The sequence below is a fragment of the Streptomyces sp. NBC_00461 genome, assembly GCF_036013935.1.
In the GTDB taxonomy this organism is placed as follows: Bacteria; Actinomycetota; Actinomycetes; order Streptomycetales; family Streptomycetaceae; genus Streptomyces.
In genome coordinates this window covers 951,873-977,036 of record NZ_CP107902.1, presented here as the reverse complement: position 1 = coordinate 977,036, position 25,164 = coordinate 951,873, and the positions used below count along the sequence as shown (strand labels likewise).

The 25,164-nt window shown below is 67.5% G+C and carries 20 protein-coding genes and 5 pseudogenes; 10 read left to right on the top strand and 15 right to left on the bottom strand.

Annotated elements, in window-relative coordinates:
- Positions 1-159: 159 nt before the first annotated feature.
- The 7 genes and pseudogenes from OG870_RS04740 to OG870_RS04710 all read right to left on the bottom strand — a co-directional run bounded on the left by OG870_RS04740 (position 160) and on the right by OG870_RS04710 (position 7,018).
- Positions 160-1,014: an urease accessory protein UreD gene (locus OG870_RS04740; protein WP_266523902.1), complete on the bottom strand. Its 855-nt coding sequence runs from the start codon at positions 1,012-1,014 to the stop codon at positions 160-162.
- Positions 1,011-1,700 carry an urease accessory protein UreG gene (ureG, locus tag OG870_RS04735; RefSeq protein ID WP_266523904.1) on the bottom strand — a complete coding sequence of 230 codons (690 nt, stop codon included), beginning with the start codon at positions 1,698-1,700 and terminating at the stop codon, positions 1,011-1,013. Before ureG ends, OG870_RS04740 begins: the two co-directional genes overlap by 4 nt.
- Positions 1,701-1,739: 39 nt before the next feature.
- The gene (locus OG870_RS04730; protein WP_266592331.1) at positions 1,740-2,414 is read right to left on the bottom strand and encodes an urease accessory protein UreF; all 675 of its coding nucleotides are present in this window, start codon (positions 2,412-2,414) and stop codon (positions 1,740-1,742) included.
- Between the two features lie 103 nt (positions 2,415-2,517).
- A complete protein-coding gene (locus OG870_RS04725; protein WP_266523908.1) occupies positions 2,518-4,575 on the bottom strand; it encodes an urease subunit alpha in 2,058 nt (685 codons plus the stop codon).
- Entirely contained in the window at positions 4,572-4,967 is a 396-nt protein-coding gene (locus tag OG870_RS04720; RefSeq protein WP_323178507.1) for an urease subunit beta, read from the bottom strand. Before OG870_RS04720 ends, OG870_RS04725 begins: the two co-directional genes overlap by 4 nt.
- Positions 4,968-5,132: 165 nt before the next feature.
- Positions 5,133-5,429 (bottom strand): annotated as a pseudogene (locus OG870_RS04715) (urease subunit gamma); the annotation flags it as partial.
- A 908-nt stretch (positions 5,430-6,337) separates the two neighbouring features.
- A complete protein-coding gene (locus tag OG870_RS04710) occupies positions 6,338-7,018 on the bottom strand; it encodes an alpha/beta hydrolase (RefSeq protein ID WP_327690651.1) in 681 nt (226 codons plus the stop codon).
- 1,094 nt (positions 7,019-8,112) lie between these two features.
- Here OG870_RS04710 and OG870_RS04705 point away from each other — a divergent pair.
- Both OG870_RS04705 and OG870_RS04700 read left to right on the top strand, forming a co-directional pair.
- On the top strand, positions 8,113-9,048 hold the full coding sequence (locus OG870_RS04705; protein WP_327690650.1) for a NucA/NucB deoxyribonuclease domain-containing protein: 936 nt from the start codon (positions 8,113-8,115) through the stop codon (positions 9,046-9,048).
- Positions 9,049-9,174: 126 nt separating this feature from the next.
- Positions 9,175-9,765, top strand: coding sequence for a hypothetical protein (locus OG870_RS04700; RefSeq protein WP_266523916.1), 591 nt, complete (start codon positions 9,175-9,177; stop codon positions 9,763-9,765).
- 254 nt (positions 9,766-10,019) lie between these two features.
- On the opposite strand, the gene OG870_RS04690 is transcribed toward OG870_RS04700, so the two are convergent.
- Together OG870_RS04690 and OG870_RS04685 are read right to left on the bottom strand one after the other, a co-directional pair.
- The gene (locus tag OG870_RS04690; protein ID WP_266592341.1) at positions 10,020-10,355 is read right to left on the bottom strand and encodes a hypothetical protein; all 336 of its coding nucleotides are present in this window, start codon (positions 10,353-10,355) and stop codon (positions 10,020-10,022) included.
- Between the two features lie 859 nt (positions 10,356-11,214).
- Entirely contained in the window at positions 11,215-12,132 is a 918-nt protein-coding gene (locus tag OG870_RS04685; RefSeq protein ID WP_266592343.1) for an NADP-dependent oxidoreductase, read from the bottom strand.
- Between the two features lie 395 nt (positions 12,133-12,527).
- Between OG870_RS04685 and OG870_RS04680 the strand changes: the two genes are divergently transcribed.
- From OG870_RS04680 to OG870_RS04665, 4 genes and pseudogenes are all read left to right on the top strand, one after another.
- Positions 12,528-12,881, top strand: a complete 354-nt coding sequence (locus OG870_RS04680) for a DUF317 domain-containing protein (RefSeq protein ID WP_327690649.1) — start codon at positions 12,528-12,530, stop codon at positions 12,879-12,881.
- 59 nt (positions 12,882-12,940) lie between these two features.
- Positions 12,941-13,231 carry a hypothetical protein gene (locus tag OG870_RS04675; RefSeq protein ID WP_266592347.1) on the top strand — a complete coding sequence of 97 codons (291 nt, stop codon included), beginning with the start codon at positions 12,941-12,943 and terminating at the stop codon, positions 13,229-13,231.
- 15 nt (positions 13,232-13,246) lie between these two features.
- Positions 13,247-14,096: pseudogene (locus tag OG870_RS04670) on the top strand (DUF317 domain-containing protein).
- A 166-nt stretch (positions 14,097-14,262) separates the two neighbouring features.
- Complete coding sequence (locus OG870_RS04665; RefSeq protein ID WP_327690648.1) at positions 14,263-15,933, top strand: ISAzo13 family transposase; 1,671 nt, start codon at positions 14,263-14,265, stop codon at positions 15,931-15,933.
- Between the two features lie 958 nt (positions 15,934-16,891).
- Here the strand turns inward: OG870_RS04665 and OG870_RS04660 are convergent.
- Positions 16,892-17,284 (bottom strand): annotated as a pseudogene (locus OG870_RS04660) (DUF3099 domain-containing protein).
- A 193-nt stretch (positions 17,285-17,477) separates the two neighbouring features.
- Here OG870_RS04660 and OG870_RS04655 point away from each other — a divergent pair.
- Together OG870_RS04655 and OG870_RS48060 are read left to right on the top strand one after the other, a co-directional pair.
- Positions 17,478-17,675: pseudogene (locus OG870_RS04655) on the top strand (GlsB/YeaQ/YmgE family stress response membrane protein); the annotation flags it as partial.
- Positions 17,676-17,753: 78 nt separating this feature from the next.
- Positions 17,754-18,125 carry a GIY-YIG nuclease family protein gene (locus OG870_RS48060; protein WP_443063424.1) on the top strand — a complete coding sequence of 124 codons (372 nt, stop codon included), beginning with the start codon at positions 17,754-17,756 and terminating at the stop codon, positions 18,123-18,125.
- Here OG870_RS48060 and OG870_RS04650 read toward each other — a convergent pair.
- Positions 18,014-18,328, bottom strand: a complete 315-nt coding sequence (locus OG870_RS04650; RefSeq protein WP_327692290.1) for a hypothetical protein — start codon at positions 18,326-18,328, stop codon at positions 18,014-18,016. The two genes, OG870_RS48060 and OG870_RS04650, sit on opposite strands and share 112 nt — an antisense overlap.
- Positions 18,329-18,441: 113 nt before the next feature.
- On the opposite strand from OG870_RS04650, the gene OG870_RS04645 reads away from it, so the two are divergent.
- Together OG870_RS04645 and OG870_RS04640 are read left to right on the top strand one after the other, a co-directional pair.
- A complete protein-coding gene (locus OG870_RS04645; protein WP_266523929.1) occupies positions 18,442-19,590 on the top strand; it encodes an endonuclease/exonuclease/phosphatase family protein in 1,149 nt (382 codons plus the stop codon).
- Between the two features lie 53 nt (positions 19,591-19,643).
- The gene (locus OG870_RS04640) at positions 19,644-20,138 is read left to right on the top strand and encodes a hypothetical protein (protein WP_266523931.1); all 495 of its coding nucleotides are present in this window, start codon (positions 19,644-19,646) and stop codon (positions 20,136-20,138) included.
- Between the two features lie 157 nt (positions 20,139-20,295).
- Here OG870_RS04640 and OG870_RS04635 read toward each other — a convergent pair whose 3' ends face one another.
- The 4 genes and pseudogenes from OG870_RS04635 to OG870_RS04620 all read right to left on the bottom strand — a co-directional run bounded on the left by OG870_RS04635 (position 20,296) and on the right by OG870_RS04620 (position 25,162).
- Positions 20,296-21,126: a dienelactone hydrolase family protein gene (locus OG870_RS04635; RefSeq protein ID WP_266523933.1), complete on the bottom strand. Its 831-nt coding sequence runs from the start codon at positions 21,124-21,126 to the stop codon at positions 20,296-20,298.
- A 106-nt stretch (positions 21,127-21,232) separates the two neighbouring features.
- Positions 21,233-22,813, bottom strand: coding sequence for an esterase/lipase family protein (locus tag OG870_RS04630; RefSeq protein WP_266523935.1), 1,581 nt, complete (start codon positions 22,811-22,813; stop codon positions 21,233-21,235).
- Between the two features lie 95 nt (positions 22,814-22,908).
- On the bottom strand, positions 22,909-24,276 hold the full coding sequence (locus OG870_RS04625; RefSeq protein WP_327690647.1) for an integrase core domain-containing protein: 1,368 nt from the start codon (positions 24,274-24,276) through the stop codon (positions 22,909-22,911).
- 73 nt (positions 24,277-24,349) lie between these two features.
- Positions 24,350-25,162 (bottom strand): annotated as a pseudogene (locus OG870_RS04620) (T6SS phospholipase effector Tle1-like catalytic domain-containing protein).
- Between the last annotated feature and the right edge of the window lie 2 nt (positions 25,163-25,164).

Here is a 25,164-nt window from a genome sequence, read left to right as displayed (position 1 = left end):
GCCGAGTATCGTCGCCGATTCCTGACAAGTTACGTCGAACGGATGATTTTCGGGAGCGAGGCAGCATGTACGCCGTCGTGGCGTTGGGCACCTGGTGTTGCACGGACACACCTCAGTGAGCCTCCGCTCTGGGCCGTCGGCGCGGTGGGCCGCCCGGCTCTAGGGGGCGAGAGCGTGTGCGTGCGCTTCGTCGAGCAGTTGTCGCAGTATTGAAGCGGTGGGTGCGACGGCGGTGGTGAGCAGTGCCGGGCCGCCTGCCAATGGTGCGAGGACAGCGCACCCGTCTTCGGCGCCTTCGCCGAGCAGGACGGCATCTCGTCGGACGTCGAGGCGCGGATCCACGATGAGGAGTTGGCCGACGGCGCGGTGTCCGTTCAGGATGGCCGGGCCGTCCCAGCCAGGTTCTGGAGCCCCGTAGGCCGTGTGCTGGTCGAGTAGTGGGCGTCCGGCGCGGTGGACCAGGATCCGGGTGACGAGGTGGCCTGGTTCCTCGCCGGCCCGGCCCAGGAGCTGTTCTTCTCGCAGCACCAGGTGTGAGGTGGCGGCCAGTTCGACGGTGTATGTCTGGTGCAGGTTGCTGCCGGCGGCGCTGATCAGGGGCTGTGGTAGCCAGCGCAGACGGGCGTGTTCTCCGATGGTGAGGCGTACGTCGTAGGTGGCCGCGTCGGTGGTGGGGCCGCGCAGGGCGAGTGTGGCGGCGGCCGTGGTGATCTCCAGCTCGGCCCGGTCCTCGGCGCTGATGTCGAGGGTGAGCCGGTCGCCACCGAGCGGGGCGCTCATCGCGCCGATGATCCCCACTGTGGTGGCGTTGCCGTGAGTGCGCAGGCGCCGCAGGTGGAAGGGGCCGTCGCTATGCAGTTGCGGGAGAGTGGTGACGCGTCCGTTGTGCGCGGCGCGGATCCGGGCCGTGGCAAGTACGCCGTCGGGGTGTCCGGCGGGCTCCTGGGCGCCAGATGGGGGAAGGCCGGGGCCGGACGTGGTTCGAGCGGGGATGAGCTGGGGGGAGGGGCTCATACGGTTGCCCCGGCGCGCCACTGGGTGAGGTGGCCGGTGACCCAGTCGGCGACTTCGCGGATGCCGTTGTCACAGGTGAGGCTGGTGAAGGTGACGGGGAGGTCGCCGCGCTGTCGTTTCGCGTCGCCGGCCATGGTGTCCAGGTCGGCGCCGACGTGCGGGGCGAGGTCGGTCTTGTTGATGATGAGGAGATCGGCGGTGGTGATGCCGGGGCCGCCCTTGCGAGGGATGTCGTCGCCGCTGGCTACGTCGATGACGAAGATCTGCAAGTCGGCGAGGCCCTTGGAGAAGGTGGCGGTCAGGTTGTCGCCGCCCGACTCGATGAGTACGAGGTCGAGAGGGTCGAGGGTTGCTTCCAGTTGCTCGACGGCTTCCAGGTTCGCGGAGATGTCGTCGCGGATCGCGGTGTGGGGGCAGGCGCCGGTCTCGACGGCGGTGATGCGCTCGGGCGGCAGGACGGCTTCGCGCCGCAGGTACTCTGCGTCCTCGCGGGTGTAGATGTCGTTGGTGACAACGGCGATGCACCAGCGGTCGCGCAGGGTGCGGCACAGCGCGGCGACGGTCGCGGTCTTGCCCGAGCCGACGGGGCCGCCCAGGCCGACGCGCAGGGCACGGCGGCTGCCGTCGGGTCGGGCCGCCGAGACGCTGGGGGTGTGCTCGTGAGGCAGAGAGTGGTCGAGGTGCATGGCAACTCCGTCGAAAGACTCAAGTGTGGTTGTTGGTCGTCAGGAGGCGAAGAGGCGGGCGGTCCAGGCGGCGTGCTGCTCTGCGGTGATGTCCAGCAGAGGTGAGGAGGCCGACGGCAGGGCGTCGAGGCCCTCGGTCATGGCGCGGGCTGCGGCGTCGGCCGCGGCCTGGGCGACGTCGTCGGTCTCGGGGCCGAGGCGGGCCAGCAGCCCGGAGGCGTCGAGCGGGTCGAGGCTCAGCAGGCGCACCGCCGCTGTGGCCGGGCCGCCGACGTTCTCATAAGCGGCGGCGTAGGCGGCGTCCAGCGGGGTGAGCCCGGCGGCGCGGGCGGCGAGGCCCAGGACGACGGGTTGGTGGGCGCCCTGGGGACGTGCAGCGGCCAGGCGTTCGAGTGCGTCGGAGGGGAAGGTGGCGCGGGCCGCGCGCATCATCTGCCGGCCGAGCCTGCGGGCGACGGCGCGCAGTGCGGGGGCGGGGGTGCGTGCGTCGGCGGCGACGTCGAGCAGCAGCGGGTCGTATCCGCCAGCGGCTGCGGCGGCGAGTCCTGCCGTGGTCAGGCCGGTGGTGTGCAGACGCCCGCGGCAGAACGCCTCCAGGCCCGGGGTGTCGTGGACGGCTTGGTGGGCGACGGCGGCCTCGACGCCGCCGGAGTGGGCGTGCCCGCCGGCGGGGAAGCGGCCGTCGGCCAGGAGGAGCAGGGCTGCGCGGCTCATAGGTGAGCGGCTGCCTTTCGCAGGTCGGATGGTGATGCGGTGGCCCGGGCGGGCACATCAAGTCCGCCCGGGGCCCGGCCGCAGCGGCGGGGCCGGCGGCCATTCAGAAGAGGAAGTACCGCTGTGCCAGAGGGACTTCGGTGACGTAAGAGCGCGGCACGGTGGCACCGTTGAGTTCGGTGCGGGCGTCGCTCGTAGTCGCGCCTCCAATGGTGACCTCGAAGCTGTTGTGGTCGACTTCGAGGCTGTCAGGCACCGTGTCGTTCAGCTTCATGTGCTTCTTCTCGACGCTCCGGGTGCTCTCGATCGCTTCGAACTTCTTGCCGAGGCCGAGACCGTCGTAGGTGTTGTTCGAGTCGGTCCCGCCGTTCAGCCGGAGCGCCACCTGCTCGTCGGCCACGAAGTTCACCGAGTTCTTCCCCGGGGAGCGGCTGGTGGAGCCCCAGACCGGGCGCGGCAGGTAGGGCTGCGGCGTTGTGATCGACGCGTTGGCGTCGCCGACCTGCGCGTAGGCGAGCTGGCCGCCCTTGAGGAGCATGTGCGGTTTGACGCCGAAGAACTTCGGCTCCCACACCACCAGGTCGGCGAGCTTCCCGGTCTCCACGGAACCGACGTATTTGGCGATGCCGTGGGTGATCGCCGGGTTGATCGTGTACTTGGCAACGTACCGGCGCGCGCGGAAGTTGTCGTTCGGCTGCAGCTGCTGGTCGTTGAAGGGGTGGTCCGTGTCGTCGGTGATCGTGCGGACCTTCGCGGCTTCGAGGTCCTCCTTCAGCGCCCCGTAGCGGCACTTCATGACGTGCGCGGTCTGCCAGGTACGCATGACCATTTCGCCGATGCGGCCCATAGCCTGGGCGTCGGAGGACATCATCGAGATGGCGCCCATGTCGTGGAGGAGGTCCTCTGCGGCCATGGTGGACGGCCGGATCCGGGAGTCGGCGAAGGCCATATCTGCCGGAATCTCCGGGTTGAGGTGATGGCACACGATCATCATGTCGACGTGCTCCTTGACGGTGTTGACCGTCAGCGGACGCGTCGGGTTGGTCGAGGCCGGCAGGACGTTCGGGTCCTTGACCAGCTCGATCATGTCGGGCGCGTGACCGCCGCCGGCACCCTCGACATGAAAGATGTGGATGGAGCGCGCCTTCTTCGCCGTGAACTTCCCATCTGCGTCCCTGGCGTCGCCTGTGAAGGCTGCCCGCGTGCTCTCCAGGAACCCCGACTCGTTCAGTGAGTCGGCGTGCAGCGCGAGCTGGACGCCGCGCTCTTCGCAGACGTCCAGGGCCCGGTCGATCACTGCGGGCGTGGCGCCCCAGTCCTCGTGGACCTTGAAGCCGCAGGCACCGGCGTCCACCTGTGCGTTGAGTTCGTGCTTGTTCATCGTGCTGCCTTTGCCGAGCAGGCCGATGTTGACAGGGAACTCATCCAGCGCCTCGAAGAGCCGCCTGATGTGCCACGCGCCCGGTGTCACGGTAGTGGCCGTACTGCCCTCGGCCGGTCCCGTCCCGCCGCCGATGAGGGTGGTCACGCCCGAGGCCAGGGCCTCGTGGATCTCCTCGGGGCAGATGAAGTGAACGTGGGTGTCCACGCCACCGGCGGTGAGGATCCGCCCGTTGCCGGAGATGACCTCGGTGCTCGGCCCGACCACGAAACTCTCCGGCGTCACCGGAACCGGCACCGCATTGCCGACAGTCGTACGGTTCGGCATCTCGAACCTGTTGCTCGGAATCGGATCCATCGTCTCGGGGTTGTACGCCTTGCCGATGGCCGCGATCCTGCCGTCACGGATGCCGATGTCGGCCTTGACCACGCCCCACCAGTCGAGGATCAGCGCGCCTGTGATGACGGTGTCCACGGGCCTGTGGGCCGTGGCGTCGCCTTTGCTGGTCCGCCCGTCCCTGGCGAGGTGCGACATCCCCATCGACTCGCGGATCACCTTGCCGCCACCGAAGATCATCTCATTGCCGCTGTACGAAGGGCCGCCGCTCCAGTCGGCCTCGATCTCCAGCGTGAGGTCGGTGTCGGCGAGCCGGACCCTATCCCGCGTGGTCGGCCCGTACAACGCGGTGTAATCCGCCCGCGTCAGCTCATTGCTCGGCTTCAGCCGGCCCTTGCCAGGCTTCGGCCCCTGGCCACGGCCTTGTCCCTGCGGATTACTCATCGGATGATCCCTTCGCGCAACCCCTGGATCTTGGTGAGGTCGCTGGTGTTGCTGCCGCCGGCCGTGACATCACCCTGGATCTGCACCAGTTCCACGCAGCACTCGTCGCCCGGTTCGAAACGTACGGACGTGCCCGCGGCGATGTTGAGCCGCCGGCCCCTCGCCGCGTCGCAGCTCCAGAGGCTGCGGTCTTGGGGGACTGTCTGCCCGGCGGGAACCTCGACGCTGACGACCTTCAGCCCCGGGTTGACCTCGGCGAAGTGATAGTGGGAGCCGACCTGAATGGGACGGTCCGACTCGTTCTTCACCTTGATCTTCGTCTTGCCCGGCCCCGGCAAGGTGGTGGCGTCCGTCTGCAGGTTGACGCCCTGCGTGTCCCCGTCGAGGTGCACGTTGAAGCAGATCGCGTCGTACCGGGAGACTGTGTCGTCGTCCTCGTCGCAGCTGACGGACGAGTTGCCGCTGTCGTCGCAGTCGACCGAGGAGCCTGGCTTGCGGGGCGGCTGGGGGTGCTCGACCTTGCCCGGGTAGACCTCGGGTTCCTCCGTGGCCTCCGGGATGGGGTCATGGATCGTGACCAGCTTGGTGCCGTCCGGGAAGGTCGCCTCCACCTGGACGTTCTTGATCATCTCCGGGACGCCGTCCATCATGTCGTCACGTGTGAGCACCCGTCGGCCCGAGTCCATGATGTCGCTGACCGTCTTCCCGTCGCGCGCCGCCTCGAAGACGTGAACGGTCAGCAGGGCCATCGCCTCGGGGTAGTTCAAACGCAGCCCCCGGTCGCGACGCTTTCCTGCCACGTCGGCCGCCACGTGGATCAGCAAGCGCTCCTGCTCATGCGGAGTCAAATGCACGATGACTCGTCTCTGTTGTTCGGATTGTGCGTGCGACCGGGCATGCCAAGATCACGGACAACGCTTTCCGGATGGCGACGGACGCCCTTCGAGCATCGGCGGGGAAGATCGGCGAGACGGCCAAATGGCGGGTGATCCACACCATCTGATGAAACTGTGGAGTACCCGGTTTCACCCTGCTGGGCAGGACAAGCGGCCTGGAGGTCGGTCTCTACGGCCTTCCTCTCACGCGCCTTGGCGACTGGCGGTGACAGGACTGCCGGAGGCCGTGGTCGGCTTGGGCTGGTCGGACTGGGTGCTACCCCAGGCGTTGGTGAGAATAGTTGGCGGGTGGGCAGCAATCAGCGCGGCGGGGACGGTCGCGCTTCTGCAGGGGTACCCGGCCTGGCTGAGCGGGGCGGCTGTGCGCTTGGTCGGGGTGGTCAGGCCGGCGGAGGTCCACTCCCAGGCTTTGGTGTCGGTGAAGAACAGCACCTGTGTCTTGAGGGCGGTGTCACCGATGACGGCCTGAGCACGCTCATGGAGCGGGTGAGGATGCGGATGGCGAACTGCTCGCAGACCTCCGGGCCTGACGTGACTGTCGGGGTCTACCAGTTGATCAGCATCACGCCGACGCTAAGCGGTCTCGGGGAAGTGGGGCGCGTTCCCGCGTCGTTCGGTGCGTGCTACCGGGGTGCCGGGCGAAGGCCCTCGTTTTGGATGTACTTGGGTCCTCGCCCGGTGCGGCGAGAGTGCGTGCCGGGCGGCGTGGGGGCGTGCCTCACTTCCCCGAGACCGCCGCGTTTGGGCAGGTCACCCAGGTGGTCCGATCCGGCGCCCCGTCGGTCTTGAAAACCGTAGTGACGTGAAAGCGTCGACGGCACTTCCTGGCGGCTCTGTTCGGGCCGCGCACCGCGTGGTCCGACGCTTCACGGGATGAACTTCACCTCTGGGAAGGCCGCGCTCGTGCCGTCGAGTAGGTGCCCCCTGTGGTGCCGCAGGTGCAGATCGAAGAACGCGAGTGGGTAGACCTGTTGGATCCGTACCGCCCGGGCCGGGTCCAGGGTGCCGACCCAGTCCTGGATCTGCTGGTCGGTCATGCCGAGGATCTTGCCTGCCTGTGGGATGAGCGTCGCGTTGTCGCCGTATGAGTTGTGGATGGCCCCGTCGGCCTGGATGTTGAGCCGCCAGGCGCGAAGGTGCGTCCAGAACTCGGCGACGTCCGGCATGGCGGCCCGGGTGAACACGGCGGTCATCATCATGAACGGCCGGTCCAGGTCGACGGTGATGGTCGGCTGCATCGGGCCGTCGATGCTGAGACCGGCGCGGACACGCTGGTCGGCGAGCATGGTGAGCGCGGTGGCGGTGCCGCCCTTCGACCAGCCGAACGCGCCGATGCACCGCGGGTCGAGTGCGCCGATCAGGCCCTGGGGCAGTGCCTTGCCGTCGACGTCGGGGTTGCGCCCGGCGGCGAACTCCTCCACGCAGTCGAGCAGGAACCGGAGGTCCGCGGCGAAGTCCCTCGGGTACATCGGGACGTCGTCCGGCGTGAGCACCCTGCCGTCGGGGAATTCGGTGAACGTGTCGTGGGTGTGGTCGACGGTGAGCACGGCGGGCTGGCGAGTTCCTGGACCATGATGGTGTGGTCGCCGCGGTGGCTCCCCGAGCCGTGCGAGTACACGATGACGGGCCGGCGACGGCCCGTACGGTGCACGGGCGCGCTCGCGTGTGCGGCGGTGAGCGGGCCGAGGGCGGGGTCGAGGGGGAAGCCGACGTCCGCCAGGAACGCCCGCAATGCGCCCTCGGTCATCCAGGGGGCGCGCGGCAGGTCCTTGGCCTTGCGTGTGGGGTACCAGACGCTGGCCATCAACTCGCGGTGATGCCCGGGGCCGGCGACGGGATCCGGACGTGAGGTGTCGACGAGGTGGAGCGGCACCACGCCCACGGGGTGCGGCCCAGTGGGTGCGGGCAGGGTGAGCTGTACCGGGCCGGGGCGGTCGCAGCCGCCCACGCCCGGCTCGCTGCGCCGATCGGCACCGTGGCCCCGACACTCGCGACCAAGGCACCGACGCTCGCCGTCGAGGTGAGCTTCCTGAGCGACGTCGACGCGCATTACCGCTTCTGCTACTCCTGCATGGCCCGTTGTTTCTGCATCAGGCTGGACCGCCTTGTGGATGTTGCAGACGAAGGACCGCATCTCCGCGTATGGAGGTTGAGCGGCGCACGACGTCAAGAGCGTGTTTTGCGCTGATCGCCATGGTGAACCGGCCAATGCCGCCGCGACATGTTGATCTTTCTATGACCTGACTGATCAGATCCTGTGGAGACTCCTCGCTCTGAGGGTCGGTGTACAAGCCTGCCTCGACACGGCCACGCGCTCCGCACCCACGAACTCAGGAGGAGTCCCTTTGAGATTGAGATGCATCCTCACCACTGTTGCAGCACTGGCACTTGTTGCAGGGGTAGGACCGGCAACCGCTGCGGCCCAGACCGCCAAGCCCAACGCGTCAGCACCAAAGGGGTTAGTTCCTCATCGAACGCCAGGGTCCGATAAACCGGACAGCAGGCCAATCCGTCGCAGCTTCACTCGCTCAGCAGCTGTTCAGCTCCTACGCAGGAGGGCCGGTTCGTCTGCATTGAGCCAGCATCCACATCGGCACAGTCCATCCAGGGACTGAACACTGCCCGCTCCGCTCAGGCCGGTGTGGATCCGCCTGCGTGGTGCCCTGTCGGAAATGCGGAGCGCCAGGCGACGCGGACAGAGGTATGTGAGACCGACACTTTCGTCTATCAGACGTGGATCACGGTAGACGGTGAGCGGACGATCACCGGCGAGGCCAATCTCGCCGTCATCAGCTACAGCTACGGCGACACAGGAATCGGAACGATCGCCCATCAGATCCAAACGTACGTCTCAAGTTCCTGGGGTGATGCGCCCAAAGCCACGCTGACAGCCAAAGCATTCCAGTACGACGACTGCACCACGGAGAGCTACACGTACCCGGACGGGCCGCTGAAGCAGCAAACGTGGGACACGGGTGAGGCATTCTTCGACACAACCGCAACCAACGCCGGGGACATCGGCCCGTGCAGCACGAGGTGGCGGTTCACGTTTACGAACCCCGGATACAGCACCGTGCTGACGCAGTTCGGTTTCGATGACTTCCGCTGTGACAACGCCACTGCTGGTCGGGCTACGGTGGGGTGCGTCATACCCTGGTACGCATCGGCGCTCACATACAGCAGCGAGGCAACTCCCGAGCTGGCGTCGCATGTGCAGCGTGCTCAGGCGTCGGGCCTGCCGGGCTCAGGATTCGACAATCCGCTCACCCGCACCACTGACCCGGCGGTCATCAGCGACAACCGGGCCAAAGCGTGTAGCGACGCGCCTAGCGTGGAGGGTAAGAGCTGCGATGAATACCCCCTCGCGACTTCTCAGCAGGGCCTCAGTGCAGGCGGTGAACGCCGCAGCTTCGATGGGTGCGGGCTCAGCAATATTCCCTCGCAGACCGGCCCGACCGGAGTGAGCATCTGCATGATCTCGGCGACGGATCAGAGCTCGCAGGGCGGCACCAACACTCAGTTCTACAGGGGCGAGCGCGTCCTGCAGGGTGACCCGTTCCGCGTGGCCATCTCCTAGTCCAGTCCACTGACCCAAGCAAGTACAGAGACGCCGGGGCTGACATCTGGATCGGTCCCGGACGGCGCCACACCATAATGCCGACACAGCACCGAAGCCGAGACTCGATCACAGGAAAGCCCGTCCATGGACACACCGGAAAGCCTTGTTTACATCGCGGAGGGCTCCTTCGGGCTGCTCGATGCTGGCGAGATCCCGGCCCATACAGCCGACTGGTCAAACGGCTTCGTGGCCACCATGCAGTGCGGAGCGCTCATCGCAACTGGAACTCACACTGGCTACGTGCGAGTTCAAGCGATCAGCCAGCACTATCGACCGGACCTTTCACCCGCCGACGCTCGATGGGACGAGATCGTGGAGGTCACCGTCCGCGCCCCTCACGGCAAGCTGAGCGTCGAGTCACTCGAGCAGGGTCCCGCGACTGGTCTTCCCGTCCTCAGCAGCTCGGGAGCGGGGGAGTACCGGGTGCGGGTCCACGCCAAGGGCCGTGCAGACGCCTTCGACCAATCGCACGAGGAGCCCGTCGAGGCATATCTCCTGCAGGTGTGGCCGACGGAAGGTGGCCAACCGACAGCGATCATTCGCAGCAGTAAGCAGATCGAGCGGAGTCTGAGGACTCCAGCGCCCCCCAACCCGGCACCGGCCCAGAACGAGGGTGCGAAGGCCCGACAGGAGCAGCTGCGGCAACGGCTGCTCAGGGGCGGCAGGTCCGAGTAAGCTTCTGGGCTCGTTCGATGAGTGTCGCGGGTCGTTTGATGGTTCTGCCGGCACGATGGTGGCGATCTTCCCCGCGGGCAGGGCCCGCCACCGCGAGCCGATCCTCTTGAGGTGACCGCGTATCAGGTCGGCGAGCCAGTTCAGGGTGGCACTCGACGGGCGGCAGGCGGGCGGTGCAGACAAGGCGGTCAGAGCCCTCGACGGAACTGTTGTTTTTCGTCACACAAACTCAACTGCCGTGGAGGGCCTCTCAGTTACGGGGACGCCCCGCGCGAGTACGGACGTGCAGTGAATCGCCCGTCGCCCCGCTTGTGCAGCCGGCCGCGGTCGGCGAGCTTGGTCATCTTCGCCCGCAGAGGTTCCAGCTTGCCGCGCACCCAGGCATCCAGACCCAGCCGCTCGCCGACCGCCCTGACCTGCACCGGGCCGTCGGCCTCCCGCACGATCGCCAGGATCTTGCGGTAGTCGCCGGGCAACGCGCCCTCGTCGGCCGCGTCGCTGCGGTGCGGGATGAGCAGGACTGCCCGCCCGGCCACCTTCGCCGATACCGCAGCGACAGCCCCGGCGTCGGCGTCGGCCTGCTCGGCCATGCGGTTCAACACCCTCTGCGCGATCGCCAGTTCATCCCGCTCGGCCTGGACCTCCTAAAGGTTGCTTGGCCAACTCATCGGCGAGGGCGTCCAGTTCGCTCCGCCGGACGGTGATCCACTGCCGCTCCTGCATCCCCGCGCCCTCCCGCGTTCTCACGGCGTGCCGACCTGCTGACGGATCGCAGGCAGGGTGCCGGTCGTGGGCGCAGCCGAACCCGGCACCCCCCGGAGCCGGACCTGCCCGATGATCTACGCCGTGGGCATCGGCCGCCGACCGGCACGAGTACCCAACTCGCCATTCACACCAGACCCGTGACCAGCAACTTCAGCTTGCACACCGCTCAGTCGGCGAGTCCTCGATCGTCTACTTCGGCAAAGCCTCACAGCAACGTGGAGTGCGGGGCCGGGTCAGCCAGCATCGAGGCACGATCATGAGAGGTCCTTTCGACCGGTGGCCTGTGCCCGCCGCGCACGATTGGCTGATGGCTCGAGGTGTCATCTGCATGTACTCCCTTGCTCCCGATCATGACCCCTTCGGCTCCGAGGGGATGGAACACAGGCTGATCAAAGTGCTCCAGCGTCTGCATCGCACACGACCTGTGGGCAACGGAACCGCAGCCTGATTTGTGCGGCACACTCCGCTCTCCCTGACGGACCGGGTTGAATGTCAATTGCCTTGCTTGGGTTGTGTAGGGTCTCGCCGCGTCCGACATGTCGATCTTTTGCGACCTGAGATCTCTTGGTTGTCTCACGGCCGTGTCACCATGATCAGTCTCAAGTCCGTGGCATTTCCTCGTCCGACACCGGGCAGGTCAGCGGTCGTCCAGCCCACTAGCGCTGTTGGCCCATTCCAGGGCACTCAGGGGCGCACGCGAATGACGGTCTTGCCCCTGCGCCGCTCGGTCGGGTTGAGCGCAGGGACGGCGTCGTCGAGGGTCGCGACGGTTCCGATGTGCGTGCGAAGGCGCCCGTCCCGCACCCGGTCGACGATCTCCACCAGCTGACTCGGAACGGACTCGACGACGAAGTCGACCGCCAAGCCGTCGACAGGGCGAGCCTCAACAGGCCCGACTACCGTCACCAGCGTCCCGCCAGGCCGGATGATTCTCGCCGAGCGCCTTTGGATGTCAGAGCCGATGACATCGAAGACCACGTCGACCCCGCCGATGTCGTCGAGATCCTCGGTGGCGAGGTCGAGGAACTCGTTCGCGCCGAAGTCGAGCGCCGCCTGGCGGTCCGCCGCCCGCCCGGTACCGATGACATAGGCGCCGAACTCCCGGGCGAGCTGCGTAACCACAGACCCGACTGCGCCGGCGGCGCCGTGTGCGAGGACGCTCTGCCCCGCCTGAAGACGACCGTGCTGGAACAGACCTTGCCACGCGGTCAGGCCGGAGATCGGCAGGCTCGCACCCACCGTGAAGTCGACGTTCCCCGGCAGCGGCGCCAGGTTGCGTGCCTCCACGGCCGCATACTCGGCCAGGGTTCCATCGCGGTGCCAGTCCGTGATCCCGAACACCCGCTGTCCCAGCGAGAGCCCCGTCGTGCCGTAGCCGAGGGAGGTGACCACTCCGGCGAACTCGTGGCCGATGATCGCCTGGGCTCGATCGCGACCGGCGCGATCGACCCACGTCGAGGGCCACTCCCACTCCGCGGGGACGAAGCCCGACGCATGGACTTCAACGACGACGTCGTTGATCGCCGGCGTCGGCTCAGGCCGCTCCGCGAGTGTGATCCCGGCTGCTTCCGCGGCCGGATCCGTCGCGACGATTGCCTTCACTGGTACCTCCGTATATCTCGTGCTCGCCGGCTCTGTGCGCCGCCCAAGCCATGGAGTGGGCTGATTAGCCCACAGAGGAACGGCAACAAGATCCGTCACCACAGACGGATGGACCACTGAAACGCGTCGAGTCCAACCGGAGCCCGACGAGTGCCACACACCCAGGGCAGCAACACCCACCCAAGCGCCAGTCTCACGGCGATGGCATATATGACATCGGTACGACACGGCTCGTGCGATTGCGACATCAGCCGTAAGACCCAGCAGGTTGACAAAGGAGTGCAGTTCGCCGGGGGCAGACAGGAAAGACGCGAGAAGGACTCGCCAAGGCGTGCACTGGCATGTCAACGTAGATCACCTTCCGGTAAAAGACCAGGTCAGGAAGGTGATTGCCCGTGACCGTGGCTCCTCTGAGCCCCGGATTCTCCACCACTGGCGAGGCCCTGCAGCTGCGTGAGTGGCAGCTTGGCCCCGGCGAGCCCACCCTCGTCATGGACCAGTTCACCGCCGAGAACTTCCACCTGGTCGTGGACGACCGGGCGGACGTACATGTCAATTCGGCAGACGGCCGCTTCTACCTCGGATGGTTTCCGCTCGGCCGCCCCGGTACCAACGGGGAGGCGTGGAAGATCGCCGTCACCGGTACGGCGAAGGTCCGTGGCTACAGCGTCTCGTTCGACGTGGAGACGCCGGCAGCCGTCGTCGCCGCGGCCGTGGCACGCATCCTGGAAACCGCTCGGCGCGAATGACGCCGGCGTTCCAGGGCCCGCATCCCTCACCCGTGTTCCGTCACCCAAGGAGGCTGCCCGTGCCCCATTCCGAGATGACCGTCGGCGAACTCATCGACCAACTGTCCGCCTGCGACCCCAGCACTCCGGTGCACCTGGCGATGAACCCCTTCTTCCCGATGGCGCACCGCCTGGAACAGGTGTTCCAAGCCACGGACGCGACCGGACGAGCGGTCGTCTATCTCGCGGAGGGCCGGGACGCGGACACCCAGCTCGGCCACCTTCCGCCCGAGGTCGCTGTCCTGCTGGCCTGGCAGGGCCCGGTCCAGGCGCCCCCGCGCCGTCCCCGCCGCACCGCCGGCGGACAGTAGATTCCCCACCAGCCGTTGGAGGCGCCCCTGAACCCCGACTTCCCGTTCGACCCGTCCACCCCGAACAAGGCCCAAGGCGCGTGCTGGGTCGGTCCCCGTCACCTGGCCGGCGACGACAGACGGCTCTACGACGCCGTCGCCGATACGCTCACCGGCCTCGGCTGGACCAGCCTGACAATCCTGCGCGGACGGCGGGAGCCGGACGAGGCGCCGGAGGACCGGCAGGTCGCAGGACCTGCCGGAGGACCGGCAGGTCCTGCGCTCCACCGTCCTGCACCTCAGCCCCGACACTCTGAGCTGGGCCCAGTGGGTCCTCGCGGACGAGCCGTTCTACCTCGGGGAGCTGCCGATCGCCTGGCACGTGTCCGCCCGAGCGGACACCGCCAGCCCGCTCGCCCAGTGGTCCGCCTACTTCACCCCCGATGTCCCCGGCGAGGTCATCGTCGACTTCCTCTTCGCGCTCGACGCCCGCGAGCAGCCCGCCGAGCAGTTCGCCGCGCCCGAGCTCGTCCTCGACGCCGTCGCCGCACACGGCTGGCTCCGCGACATCGACCAGCCCGATGCCGGCGCGATGGACCCGACGTTCACCTCGCACCTCACCCTCGGCGAGGTACCACCCCTCATCCAGGACGCGGACCCGCGCGCTCTGGATACCGGAGGGGATGAGTCGGGCCCGGCCGGATGGCAGGCGTGGGCCGAGCCGGCGTTCGGTGCTCCGTACCTGTGGGCGGCGTCGTTCAGCGGCAGTGTGCCGCACGACCTCGTAGCGGCGTTCGCCGGCTCTCTCAGCTCCACGGCCCCGGTCCTGCGCCGAGTGCTGCCGGTGAGCACCCGAGACCGGCTCCTGCGTGCCCCGGCCACCTGACTGCCGGGAGCCACGTGAAGATACCCGAGTGACGGTGACCAGCCGTCGTCCGAGTGCCGGATATCCATGTGCCCGGCCACCCCGAGGAGGGGGTGGCCGGGCACCGTGATTAGGGCTTGCCGGGAAACAAGTCGTGGCTTCCGGCTCCGGAGATCGTTGTCGTGGTATGGGGAGACCGGAGGGGATCGAGGCGATCCTGACTGCGAAGTTCCAGGCGTTGTTGCCGCATCTGGACGAGCGTCAGCGTCGGCTGGCCATAGGGGCGGAGGCTCGGTCGCTGGGGCATGGCGGGATCAGGCTTGTCGCCGCTGCGGCCGGAGTCCGGGAGGGCACGGTCTCGCGCGGAGTGGCTGAACTGGAGTCCGGACAGGCCCTGTTGGGGCGGGTCCGCCGTCCCGGCGGAGGCCGGAAGAAGGCGACTGAGCTGGACGCGGGGCTGCGGCCCGCGCTGCTGGCGTTGGTCGAGCCCGACGAGCGGGGCGACCCGATGTCGCCGCTGCGCTGGACGACGAAGTCGACCCGGAACCTGGCAGCGGAGCTGACCCGGCAGGGCCACCGGGTCTCCGCTGACACGGTCGCCGGCCTGCTGCGGGAGGAAGGCTTCAGCCTGCAGGCGAACGCCAAGACCATCGAAGGCTCTCAGCACCCGGACCGGGATGCCCAGTTCCGCTACCTCAACGAGCAGGCGCGCGACCACAGGGACGCGGGAGACCCAGTGATCAGCGTGGACACCAAGAAGAAGGAACTGATCGGCGACTACAAGAACGCCGGGCACGAGTGGCGGCCCGCCAGGCAGCCCGTGAAGGTCAAGACGCACGACTTCCCAGGCCAGGCCGAGAAGGCGATCCCATACGGGATCTACGACACGGCTGCGAACACCGGCTGGGTCAACATCGGCACCGATCACGACACCGCGGCGTTCGCCGTCGCCTCGATCCGCCGCTGGTGGCAGGCGCGCGGCCGGCACGACTACCCTCGCGCCCGCCGGCTGCTGATCACTGCCGACGGCGGGGGCTCCAACGGCTACCGCACCCGGGGCTGGAAGACCCATCTGGCCGACCTCGCCGCCGAAACCGGCCTGGAGATCACCGTGTGTCACCTGCCGCCCGGCACATCGAAGTGGAACATCGAGCACCGGCTGTTCGCCCACATCACCATGAACTGGCGTGGCAGGCCCCTGACCAGCCATGAAGTCATGCTCCAGACCATCGCCGCGACGACCAGCCGCACCGGTCTGACCGTGCATGCCGAACTCGACAGCGGTGAGTACCCCACCGGCATCCGCATCAGTGATGCGGCCATCGCCGCCCTGCCGATCACACGCCACCGCTTCCACGGAGACTGGAACTACACCTTCCACCCCGCCGATCACCGACCGCCCCTGCCCCGGCAACGCGGGCGGCCGGCCGACGGCTCTCACTCCATCACGCCCCACGACCTGCAGCATCCCGAGCTGACCGGCGTGTCCCGCAAGCAACTCAGCGACCTGACCCACACCTTGATCCCCCGGCTGGAGGAGCACCGCGAGCAGGTCCGTCACGCAGCCCGCGGCGGACCACGCCGCGTCGCCCGCGGCACAGGTCGCAAACCCACAGTCACCGCCGCCGACCAGATCCTGGTCACCATCCTCTACCTGCGAAAACACGCTCTTCAGGAGCTTCTCGGCCAGCTCTTCAACACCACCGCCATGACCATCAGCCGTGCAGTCAAAGACGTCCGCCCGCTCCTGGAAGCACGCGGCGCCTGCATCCCCGCCTCAACTGCCCGTTTCCGCACGCCAGCCGACATCGCCAGATTCCTCGACCCAGACAACCCCAAGATCAAATCAGCGTGTTGATTCCCGGCAAGCCCTTACTGCATGCCCGAGGAGGGTCTTGCAGTGGCTGGACACGCCCGACCTGCTCACCGACGACAAGATCATCCGCGCCCGCCTGAGCCCGGCGGGCTGCGCTTCATCGAGCAGGGCACCCTGTTTGGGTGCACCAAGGTCCGTCGCCATCGCTTGGCCCCTTGCGCTGGAAAAGACAGCGTGGCGGAGAGGGCGTCTCCGAGCGCGAATCGGCGCATGGGCGAGAAGGGGCCCGCTCCCGCCAGAAGCGAGGCCATGGCGATGCAGGGCTGCCGCAGCCGGGAAATCTCCCCGACCCGATGCGGGAGCGGCTCCGGCCCGACGAAAGACGCGCCACACCGGACCGGCGCGTTTAGATGCAGAGGGCCGGATCCCCAAGCACTGCGAAACCATCAGAAGCGGCTCCACGACGGCCTAAGGGAGGTATATTTCTTCCTGTCGAATCGGGGTGCGCCAACTTCCGCCCCCGAGCAACACTGAAGGGCCCGACTCGGGAGGCAACCCGAGCCAGACCCTCCAATGCAGTTCACAAGCCCGGTCGTCTAGCTACCGACCGGGCTTCTGCGTGTTGCAGCTCCGGTCTGCGACCGTGACTCGTGTGCAGGACAGCTACATGAACTGCCCCACAGCGGCGATGACCGCCACGATCAACCCTGCCACCGCCAGGTAGACCTGCCACCTTTCAGCATCCGTCCAACCTCCCTTACTGAGCTTCGAATCGCTTTGATCACTCACGTCTCCCCTCCTCGCTTCGCCGGCAGTCCCACTGACGGCCGTCAGTGAACCTGCCCGAGAAGCCCGGTGCGGAGCGCCCAACGGCGGCCGTTGAGCGCCCACAAAGCATGTCACGGGTAACCCTCTGCCCGGCACCGGAACAATATGATTGATCTGAGCTTTTCTTGAGGTTGAGGCGGAGTGGACTTCCATTTGTGGCCGTTCCGCCGGGTCACGTCCGCTCGTGCGGCCCGCCCCACGCACCCGCCGCTGAACCGTTCGCACCGTCTTGGGGGACGGATTCCGCGGAGGGCCTCTGCCCGCGGAGGGAGGGTTGTCGGCCGCGCCGGCCCGGTCACGAACATCGACGTCAACGATGTCGCAATCTCGCGGCCGGCGTTGGTGATTACCAACGCGACGTAGTGCAAGAATCCGCTGAGTACAGGGGCAACGATCGCGGCGTGCCGTTCGACGTTCCAGAGCAAGGCGCGAGGATCACCGACGGCGTACGGACCGTCATCGAGATGACGTACCGGCGCTGCTGGCCGCGCACGTCCTCCTGGAGGCCCCCTGGGCTCCGGTGATCCGGAACGCCTGGGCGTTGTCGCCGCCGTTGCTTCCGCATCACGTTCCACCATCTGCCCGCATCAGACCCTCCCACGTTACGCCGGGCCTGCGTCGCCTACGAGACCGGGGGACCTTGGGCAGGGACGAACAGCCTCGGCCGTAGCACGTACGGCCGAGGCCGACATGCGCCGTACCGCGAACGGGCCAGCACTAGGCGTAATGCTCACGTCGAGCCGTACGAGGAGGCAGCCATGGGCTGGTTGTGGGCGATCATCGTGGGATTCGTGCTGGGGCTGATCGCTAAGGCGATCTTGCCGGGCTAACAGCACAGCCCTCTCTGGCTGACCATCATCTTGGGCATGCTCGGCGCCATCGTCGGCAACTCCATCGCCCGGGGATTCGGAGTCGACGAAACCGCCGGCATCGACTGGAGCCGCCACGCGTGTCAGTGCCAGAGCCACGACCACCGGAACCTGAGTATCAGGATCAATGTCAGCGCTGCCCACTACGTGCGGGCTGGGGCATGAGTGGCAACGGCGAAGGTGCCGGTGGCGGGGTGGCCGGAGGGGGAACCCGTGGAAGATCAGGTCTACGTGATCGGCGCACTCGACTCACCCGTTGCCAAGATCGGAGTATCAAGTGCCCCCGGAAAGCGCCTGCGGCAGATCCAGGCCATGAGTCCGCTGAGGCTGGAGATTCTATGGAGGGGCACAGGCGGCTACCCGCTGGAAAGCCGTCTCCATGCCCACTTGAGGGCCTATCACTCCCATGGGGAATGGTTCGACTTTCAGGATCTTGACCCCGGGCAGTCGTACAGACCGCGCTCCACGAAGTCGGGGGCGGGGCTTCCGGATGTGCCGCAGTGGTGCGGACTGATTGCTGTCCAGACAGCACGGTGACCGGCTGCGTCTGCGGTCACGGCGGCAGGCTTCATGGAGCAGGCGGATGCACCGTGAGGGGCTGGGACGAGTCGCACGACTGCCAGTGCACCTCGTACACGCCAACATCCGGTGCGGAGTTGGGAGCGGACGGTGGCTTCCTCGTTGCCCATCACTTCGGCGGCTTCGGCGGCGGTGAAGCCCCTGCCGTAGTGGAGCAGGATGGCGTCGCGTTGTCCTCGGCCGCGCCCGTCACGATCACCGCAATGGGCGCTTGCAGTGTTGATCTGGGTTGTACACGCTCAAGATGCCCCGCTGCCGTGTTGAGGAGGAACTCGTGGCGTCCGAACCCGACATCCTGGCCCCGCCGCAGACGGTCGCCGCACGCCTCACACGGTGGGAAGAATTCGTCTACGGTGTGGTGCCGGCAAAGGCTGCTGGCGCGAACCTCCTGGTTGCGACCTGGAACCTGCGCGCTTTCGGGGATCTGACCAAGGCGTGGAAGACTCCTGAGGGCGGCTCGCCGAAGCGGAACTTCGCCGACATCCACGCGATCGCCGCTGTGGTCCGCCGGTTCGATGTGGTTGCGGTGCAGGAGGTGCGCGGCAACCTGCGTGCCCTGCGCTACCTGCTGAAAGTCCTCGGCGAGGACTGGGCGATCATCCTCACCGATGTCACCCTGGGCAAGGACGGCAACAACGAGCGTCTGGCGTTCCTCTTCGACACCCGCCGGGTCAAGCCCTCAGGCTTGGCGTGCGAGCTGGTCGTGCCGCTCGAACAGGAGACCGGGGTGAGCGCGAGCGGCCTGGAGCGGCAGTTCGCCCGCACCCCCTATGCCGTCAGCTTCCTCTCCTCCGGCCAGACCTTCACCCTCATCACCCTGCACGTCGACTACGGGAACACCGCCGCCGACCGGGTGCCCGAGCTCAAAGCGATCGCGAAGTGGCTGGCCGGCTGGGCGGAACAAGAGTTCGGCTGGGACCACAACCTCATCGCGCTCGGCGACTTCAACATCGACCGCGTCAGCGACCCGCTCTTCGAGGCCTTCACCTCCACCGGCCTCACCCCCGCTCCACAGCTGGCAGACCTGCCCCGCACGATCGACAAGCCCGGCGCCGCGCACTTCTACGACCAGATCGCCTGGTTCACCAAGGGCCAGCAGCACCGCCCGGTCCTGAACCTGGAAGCCGTCGCCGGAGGCCAGGTCGACTTCGTCGACGCCCTCCAGGGCACATCTCCGACCACTTCCCGCTCTGGGTCGAGTTCGCGATCCCCACAGGCTGAGTCCGAGAGCCTGTCGGCGATGTCCTCCAGCGTGGCCTGCGCCGCGTCGACACCACCACGAGCGAGGACATCGCCCCAGAACTCGGAATCCACGCCTGCATGGTGGTGTCCGCCGACGTTGCGAAAGAGCAAGCTGAGCACAACGCCCGCGCGGGAAGGTCGTGACACCAGCCCCCCGAAACCGTCTTGCGCTGGGGCATGATCCCATCACCATGAGCAAGGACTCAGCCTTACCCACTATTTAGGAGCAGCGCGATGTCGACTCGAGCCGCGGATCTGCTCGGCGCCCTTGAACAAGGAACCACCGCGACCTCGGTTTGGGCCATCCTCGGCGCCATCGCCGCTGCCGGTGCGGTCGGTGGAGTCATCAACGCGTTGCTGACCGACAACGGCTTCGTCATTCCGAAGGTGGACAAGGGCATTCTGCGCCCAGGCGTGGTCGGCAACGTGCTCCTGGGCGCGTTCGCGGCGGTCGTGTCCTGGGGTCTGTATGGGCCGCTCAAGGACGCAGTGCTGCTGGGGACGGCACCGGCGGGAGAGGTCACCGCTTCGTTGACAGTCACAGCGCTAATTGGCGCGCTCCTGGCCGGTGTCGGCGGGGCGCGGATCATCACCAGTGAGGTCGACAAGCGGTTTCTCAGAACTGCGGCAACCGGGGCTGCCGCCAGACAGCCGGATGTCGAGCTGGCCCACATGATGGCGACCGCCACGCCCGCTCAGGCTGCCCTTGCTGCCGCTCCGGTCGATTGACCAGGCCCGAGCCAAACGAGCTGGGCCATCGTGTCGTACATGGTCGGGTGGCGCGTCCTGCATGATGCGCTCCGCGCGTATTTTCCCCGAAAACGGTCTCCGCCGTGGGCAGGTCAGCTTGCGGTCCACGACGACCGTGTCACGGTCGGGACGGACCTCAGGGCGTGTTCGCTGTGGGCTCGCCGGCGTGCAGTTGGTCACGGAGAAAAGCCACGACGTCGGCGCGAGCCTTGAGGGCAGGGTGGTCTGGCTTTTCGCGGACCTCATGGGTGAGGACCGCGTGGGCGCGTTGGCCGAAGCCTCCGCTGTTGCCTTGGGCAGAATCGAGTTCGATGACGTCGAAGGCGCTCCCGAGGCGAGCGGTCAATGTCGTGAAGCGTTCCTTGGGGGCCATCCGGTCCTCGCTGAAGCGCAGACCCAGAACGCAGAGGCCGTCATCCCGTGTGCGCTGGACGACCTGCTGCATTTCCTCCTCGGATACGCCCGGATCCGTTCGTTGAGCACCGGTCAGGGGCAGGGGGAGGGAGGGTTCGCTGAGGACGGGAGCCAGGATGGAGTCGTCCACAGCGGCGGCCAGGGCGAAGCCGCCGGTGAAGCAGAGGCCGATGACACCGATGCCCGGGCCGGGCGTACGGGCCTTGAGGTCCCGTGCGAGGGCCTTAATGAAGTCAGCGACGGGGCGGGAGGCGTTCAGGGCGAAGGCGCGGAACTCCCGGGAGACACAGACGCGGGCGCCGACCATCGCCATGTGGGGTGGGGATCCGGACTGTCCGGGCTTGCCGAATAGCGAGGGGATCACGACGGTGAACCCCTCAGCAACCAGGTGGTCGGCTAGTCCCAGAACCTCCGGAGTGATGCCGGGGAGCTCGGGAAGGAGCACAACACCGGGCCCCTTGCCCTTCTCGTAACAGTCGTGTGTGTAGCCCGCGGCAGTGAAGGGCGTGCGGCGCCATCCGGCCAGGCCGGAGACGGGAGCCATGCCGGTCATGGGGGTGCCTTTCGGTCAGGGGGAGGTAAGAGCCTTCCCGATCTGCGCGGCAAATTCCGGGCGGGCGAGGTATTCCTCAACGCGTGCACCCGGCCCCTGGCGTTGGCTACGGCCACGTCGGGCGGCGCACGGAGAGACGGAGACGCGCCTCGTTGCCCAGGATGGGATGGACAACCTCCGGCAGCGGAATCTCGGTGTGGAGGTCGTCGCCGTTCTTGACCAGCTGGCAGGGTTCCGCAGCAATCGGGTCAGTGTCGTCGATGCTGCCTGAGACGCCGGAGTTCCATGCCGCCCATGCATGAAGGCCCGCCTCCGGCTTGTCGGAGATGCTGCGGCGGCCGACGTCGACGATGAGCGTGTCCGTCCAGTCGGCGACTTGCTCGAGATGGTCGTCCCAGAAGAACCTGCCGTGCTTCTCGACCAGGTGGAACACCCGCAGCTCCAGCGTGTAGCGGGAACGGAGCGGCTGGTCCGTCAAGGTGCCACGTACTCCGTCTGGGCCGAGGAGGAAGACGGTGGCCAGGGGAATGCTGCCGGTGTTGCCGTCCACCGAGGCGTGCTGGGCCGCCTCCTGGTTCAGCTGGACGGGGCAGTAGTGGGAAGCTCGCTGCTCGTGCATGACGGTGGGCAGGCCCCGGACGGCCAGCCGCACGTCCGCCTGCCAGATCCGCGCCCCGCCTGGGGGCTGCTCGGGCAGTTGCACGCCGCGCAGGTCGGCCTGCACCTGGTGGTTCCCGAAGAGGAAGCGCCGAAGGTTCTGATAGCCCTCTTCGGAGTTCACCAGTCCGTACCGTCCCGAGTGGGAGCGGTGGACGAAGGCCCGGTGAGCGTTGCGCACATAGGCGTTGTCGATGTGAACCAACCCGTCGCTGCGCGGCCCGACCGCCTTCTCAACCAGCCCGTAGTCGGCTGCGTTGGTCCCGATGACGCAGAACACCCGGCGGGTGTCGAAGGCCTCGGCCGGGATCTCGTTGGGCCGCCAGCCCTGCGGGGGCTCGTCTCCCTGGGACGCCCCTGGGGTCAGGTAGGCATACATTCGGTCAGGGGCGAAGATCTCTGATCCGAGGGGTCCGAATGTCTCCATCGCCCAGTCGACGAGCCCTCCACCGACGTCGAAGGTGATGCCGCCGTGGGGGGTGCCGTAGGTGAAGAACTTGTCGACGAACTCGCTGCCGGGGACCCTTGGTTCGCCGGTGCTCGGATGTGGGGTGCGGGACACTTTCTGAATCATGCAGCGGGCAAGCAGGCCCCCCATGGAATGCGCCACCAGATTCACCCTGGGCGCGCCCGTCTTCTGGCGGATGAGCTGCGTGAAGTCGTACAGCCGCTCCGCCGCCTTCTCAATGTCGAACTCCTCAGGAGTGCTGGTCACGGAGGTGCCGAACGTCGAGGCGGCGTAGTCGTAGAAGCGGTGGACCCAGATGGACTCGGACGGCACCTTCCCATCGGGCTGCGACTGGAGGTACGCGTGCTGGTCGCCGCGTACGAGGAGCCGGTAACCCTCGTCGCTCATCAGCCGCAGCAGAGGCCCCTCGAACTGATAAAACCGCGGCGTTCCCTCACTACCCACGCGGATGTGGGTGGCGCCGCTGTTGAGCCCGTAGAACGGGTCGTCGACCTGCTTGTCCACCCCACTTGGCGGACCGGCGTACCCCCGCAGGTAGATGATGGGCGATCGCTCCGACATAGAGGGGCATCCTTCCCGACGCAAGTGCAGGCTGGTGAAGCCACACTGCGGCTGCAGCCGGGGAGGGCGCCAGCCGGCCGGGGCCGGTCGGGTGATCACGTCCTGTCCGTAACGCCGGTGGCGGGGCGCGTCGGCCCATCAGGCGGCGTGAGCGACTGGTGGGTGCAAGATGAAGGGCCCCGCCGACAGGTCGGGGACTTCTCTCGGCTCCTGGCACGTCTTTCCGGGACACGACGTTGCACGGTGCGTGTCATAACCCGTTGTAGTGACGGCTGGCACTTAGCTTTCGAAACGGCCGTTTGAGAGGGCTGCCTATGTGGTGACTGTTGGGTGCCAAAAGTCCCGCACATGCGTTGAGCTGGGCGTTCGCCAGACTGTCGTGATCTTCGGCAGGCTGTGTCGCGGTACTCGTGGATGAGTCCGCTGAGGACGTCGTGGCGCTGGATGTGTTCGGCGGGGAATGGGATGACGTCCGGATCGTCGGCTGGTGCGCGAAGGTGCAGGGCCCGGTGCGGCCTTGCGGAGTTGTAGTGCTCGGCGTATTCGGCGAGGACACTCCGTGCGTGTTGCTCGTTGTAGATCAGCATCCGGTCGGTGCACTCGGCCCGCACGCTGCGGATGAACCTCTCCACGTGGGCGTTCATCCGCGGTGTCTGTGGCGCGCTCTTCAGGATCTCGATGCCGTCGGCGGTGAAGACGGCGTCGAACGCCTGGGTGTAGCGGCTGTCGCGGTCGCGTAGCAGGTAGCGGAAGCGGGCGGCGCGGTCTGCGAGGTTGGCGAGGAGGTTCCTCGAGAGCTGAGTGGCCCAGGCTGCGGTCGGGTGGGCGGTGACGCCGAGGATGTGCACGGTGCGGGTGCCGACCTCCATGACCACGAAGGCGTACAGCCTGGTCAGCGCGGCGGTGTCCACGTGGAAGAAGTCGGCGGCGAGCAGGCCGGAGGCCTGGGCGCGTACGAACTCGTGCCAGGTCGGGGCGCTGCGGCTTCGTCTGGGTGCGGGGCCGAGGCCGGCGCTGCGCAGGATGCGTCGGATGGTGGAGGCGCCGACGCGGTGGCCCAGGCGCCGCAGCTCGCCCTGGATACGGGTTGAGCCCCAGGTCGGGTTCTTGCGGGCCAGGCGCAGGATCAGGGCGGTGAGTTCCTCGAAGATCGGCGGGCGGCCGGTCCGCGCGGGTTTCTGCTTCCACTTCCAGCGCAGTAGTCGCCGGTGCCAGGTGAGCAGGGTGCCGGGTGTGAACAGGCGGTGTCGGCGCAGCCGGGAGGGTAGGTGCCGGGCGAGGGCGGCGAGTACTGCGCGGTCCGGCCAGGTGAGGTGTGGCCGGACGCCGAGCTGGCGGCGCAGCACCGCGTTCTCGTGGCGCAGCGCGAGCAGCTCGGCGTCCTTGGTCTGCTGCGAGCGGGAGAGCAGCAGGAGCAGTCCGAGGAGTCGGAGGAAGACCAGGTAGAGCATGCGCAGTGCCATGGGGTCCGAGCTTGCCGTGATCGCCCGGAGTCGCAAAGTGCCTGGTCAGATACTGTACGTCACTTCTGGAACCCTACAGGGCGTTCTCGGCGTGTTCGAAGGTGCCGCCGACGTCGGAGTGCACGCCGGCGAACCAGACCTCCTGGGCGGTGTCCTGGAGAGGTTCGGGGCGGGGAGTGACCAGGAACTCGCAGTAGGGGCGGCGTGTTTCGTCGAGGGACACGGCGTGTCGGATGCGGGCGGCGTTGGGCAGTTGGTGGGTGCAGGGCCAGTTCAGGGTGCCCAGGCGCAGGATGCCGGCTGCCTTCACGGTGTCCCAGAGGCCGAGGTAGTCGACGGGGACGGCGTGATGCGAGACCTGCCGGGGGTTGTTGCGTTTCACGGTCGCCCACAGCGGCTCGTTCTCGGTGCGTCGGCAGAAGGCGTGCGAGAACCGGGCGATCTCCTGCTCACTCTTGTCGATGTCCTGGTTGAAGGCGTACCTCGACACAGCGTAGGGGACGAGGTTCTCGGAGCCGGGGCGCATGAGACCGGGTTTGTTCAGCATCCCGACGAGGGCACGCGCGGTGTAGGCGCCACGGCTGAAGCCGAAGACTTACACCCGGTCTCCGGGCTGCCAGTGCTGCATCAAGTAGGTGTAGGCCTCGGCGAGGTTGGCCTTCAGTCCGCTGCCGAATGCGAGGCCGGCCAGACGGGAGAGCCATCGGTCGGCCGGTCCGTGGGCGGTGGTCGCCGACATGGTGCCCACACCGGGGTCGTAGTAGAGGAGTTGCCGGTCGGGGGCGTTCGCTTCCAGCATCTCGAACAGCCTGACCACGTTGGTCGGGTGGCGGGCGCCGACCTGGTTGCCCGTTCCGTCGAGGCAGATGACGATTCGGCGTGGCATGC

Excerpts from the sequence above, each read along its gene's own strand:
- OG870_RS04740 (WP_266523902.1), bottom strand. The coding sequence starts at position 1,014 with ATGAGCCCCTCCCCCCAGCTCATCCCCGCTCGAACCACGTCCGGCCCC.
- ureG (WP_266523904.1), bottom strand. The coding sequence starts at position 1,700 with ATGCACCTCGACCACTCTCTGCCTCACGAGCACACCCCCAGCGTCTCG.
- OG870_RS04730 (WP_266592331.1), bottom strand. The coding sequence starts at position 2,414 with ATGAGCCGCGCAGCCCTGCTCCTCCTGGCCGACGGCCGCTTCCCCGCC.
- OG870_RS04725 (WP_266523908.1), bottom strand. The coding sequence starts at position 4,575 with ATGAGTAATCCGCAGGGACAAGGCCGTGGCCAGGGGCCGAAGCCTGGC.
- OG870_RS04700 (WP_266523916.1), top strand. The coding sequence starts at position 9,175 with ATGGACACACCGGAAAGCCTTGTTTACATCGCGGAGGGCTCCTTCGGG.
- OG870_RS04690 (WP_266592341.1), bottom strand. The coding sequence starts at position 10,355 with ATGGCCGAGCAGGCCGACGCCGACGCCGGGGCTGTCGCTGCGGTATCG.
- OG870_RS04665 (WP_327690648.1), top strand. The coding sequence starts at position 14,263 with ATGGGGAGACCGGAGGGGATCGAGGCGATCCTGACTGCGAAGTTCCAG.
- OG870_RS04640 (WP_266523931.1), top strand. The coding sequence starts at position 19,644 with ATGTCGACTCGAGCCGCGGATCTGCTCGGCGCCCTTGAACAAGGAACC.
- OG870_RS04635 (WP_266523933.1), bottom strand. The coding sequence starts at position 21,126 with ATGACCGGCATGGCTCCCGTCTCCGGCCTGGCCGGATGGCGCCGCACG.
- OG870_RS04630 (WP_266523935.1), bottom strand. The coding sequence starts at position 22,813 with ATGTCGGAGCGATCGCCCATCATCTACCTGCGGGGGTACGCCGGTCCG.
- OG870_RS04625 (WP_327690647.1), bottom strand. The coding sequence starts at position 24,276 with ATGGCACTGCGCATGCTCTACCTGGTCTTCCTCCGACTCCTCGGACTG.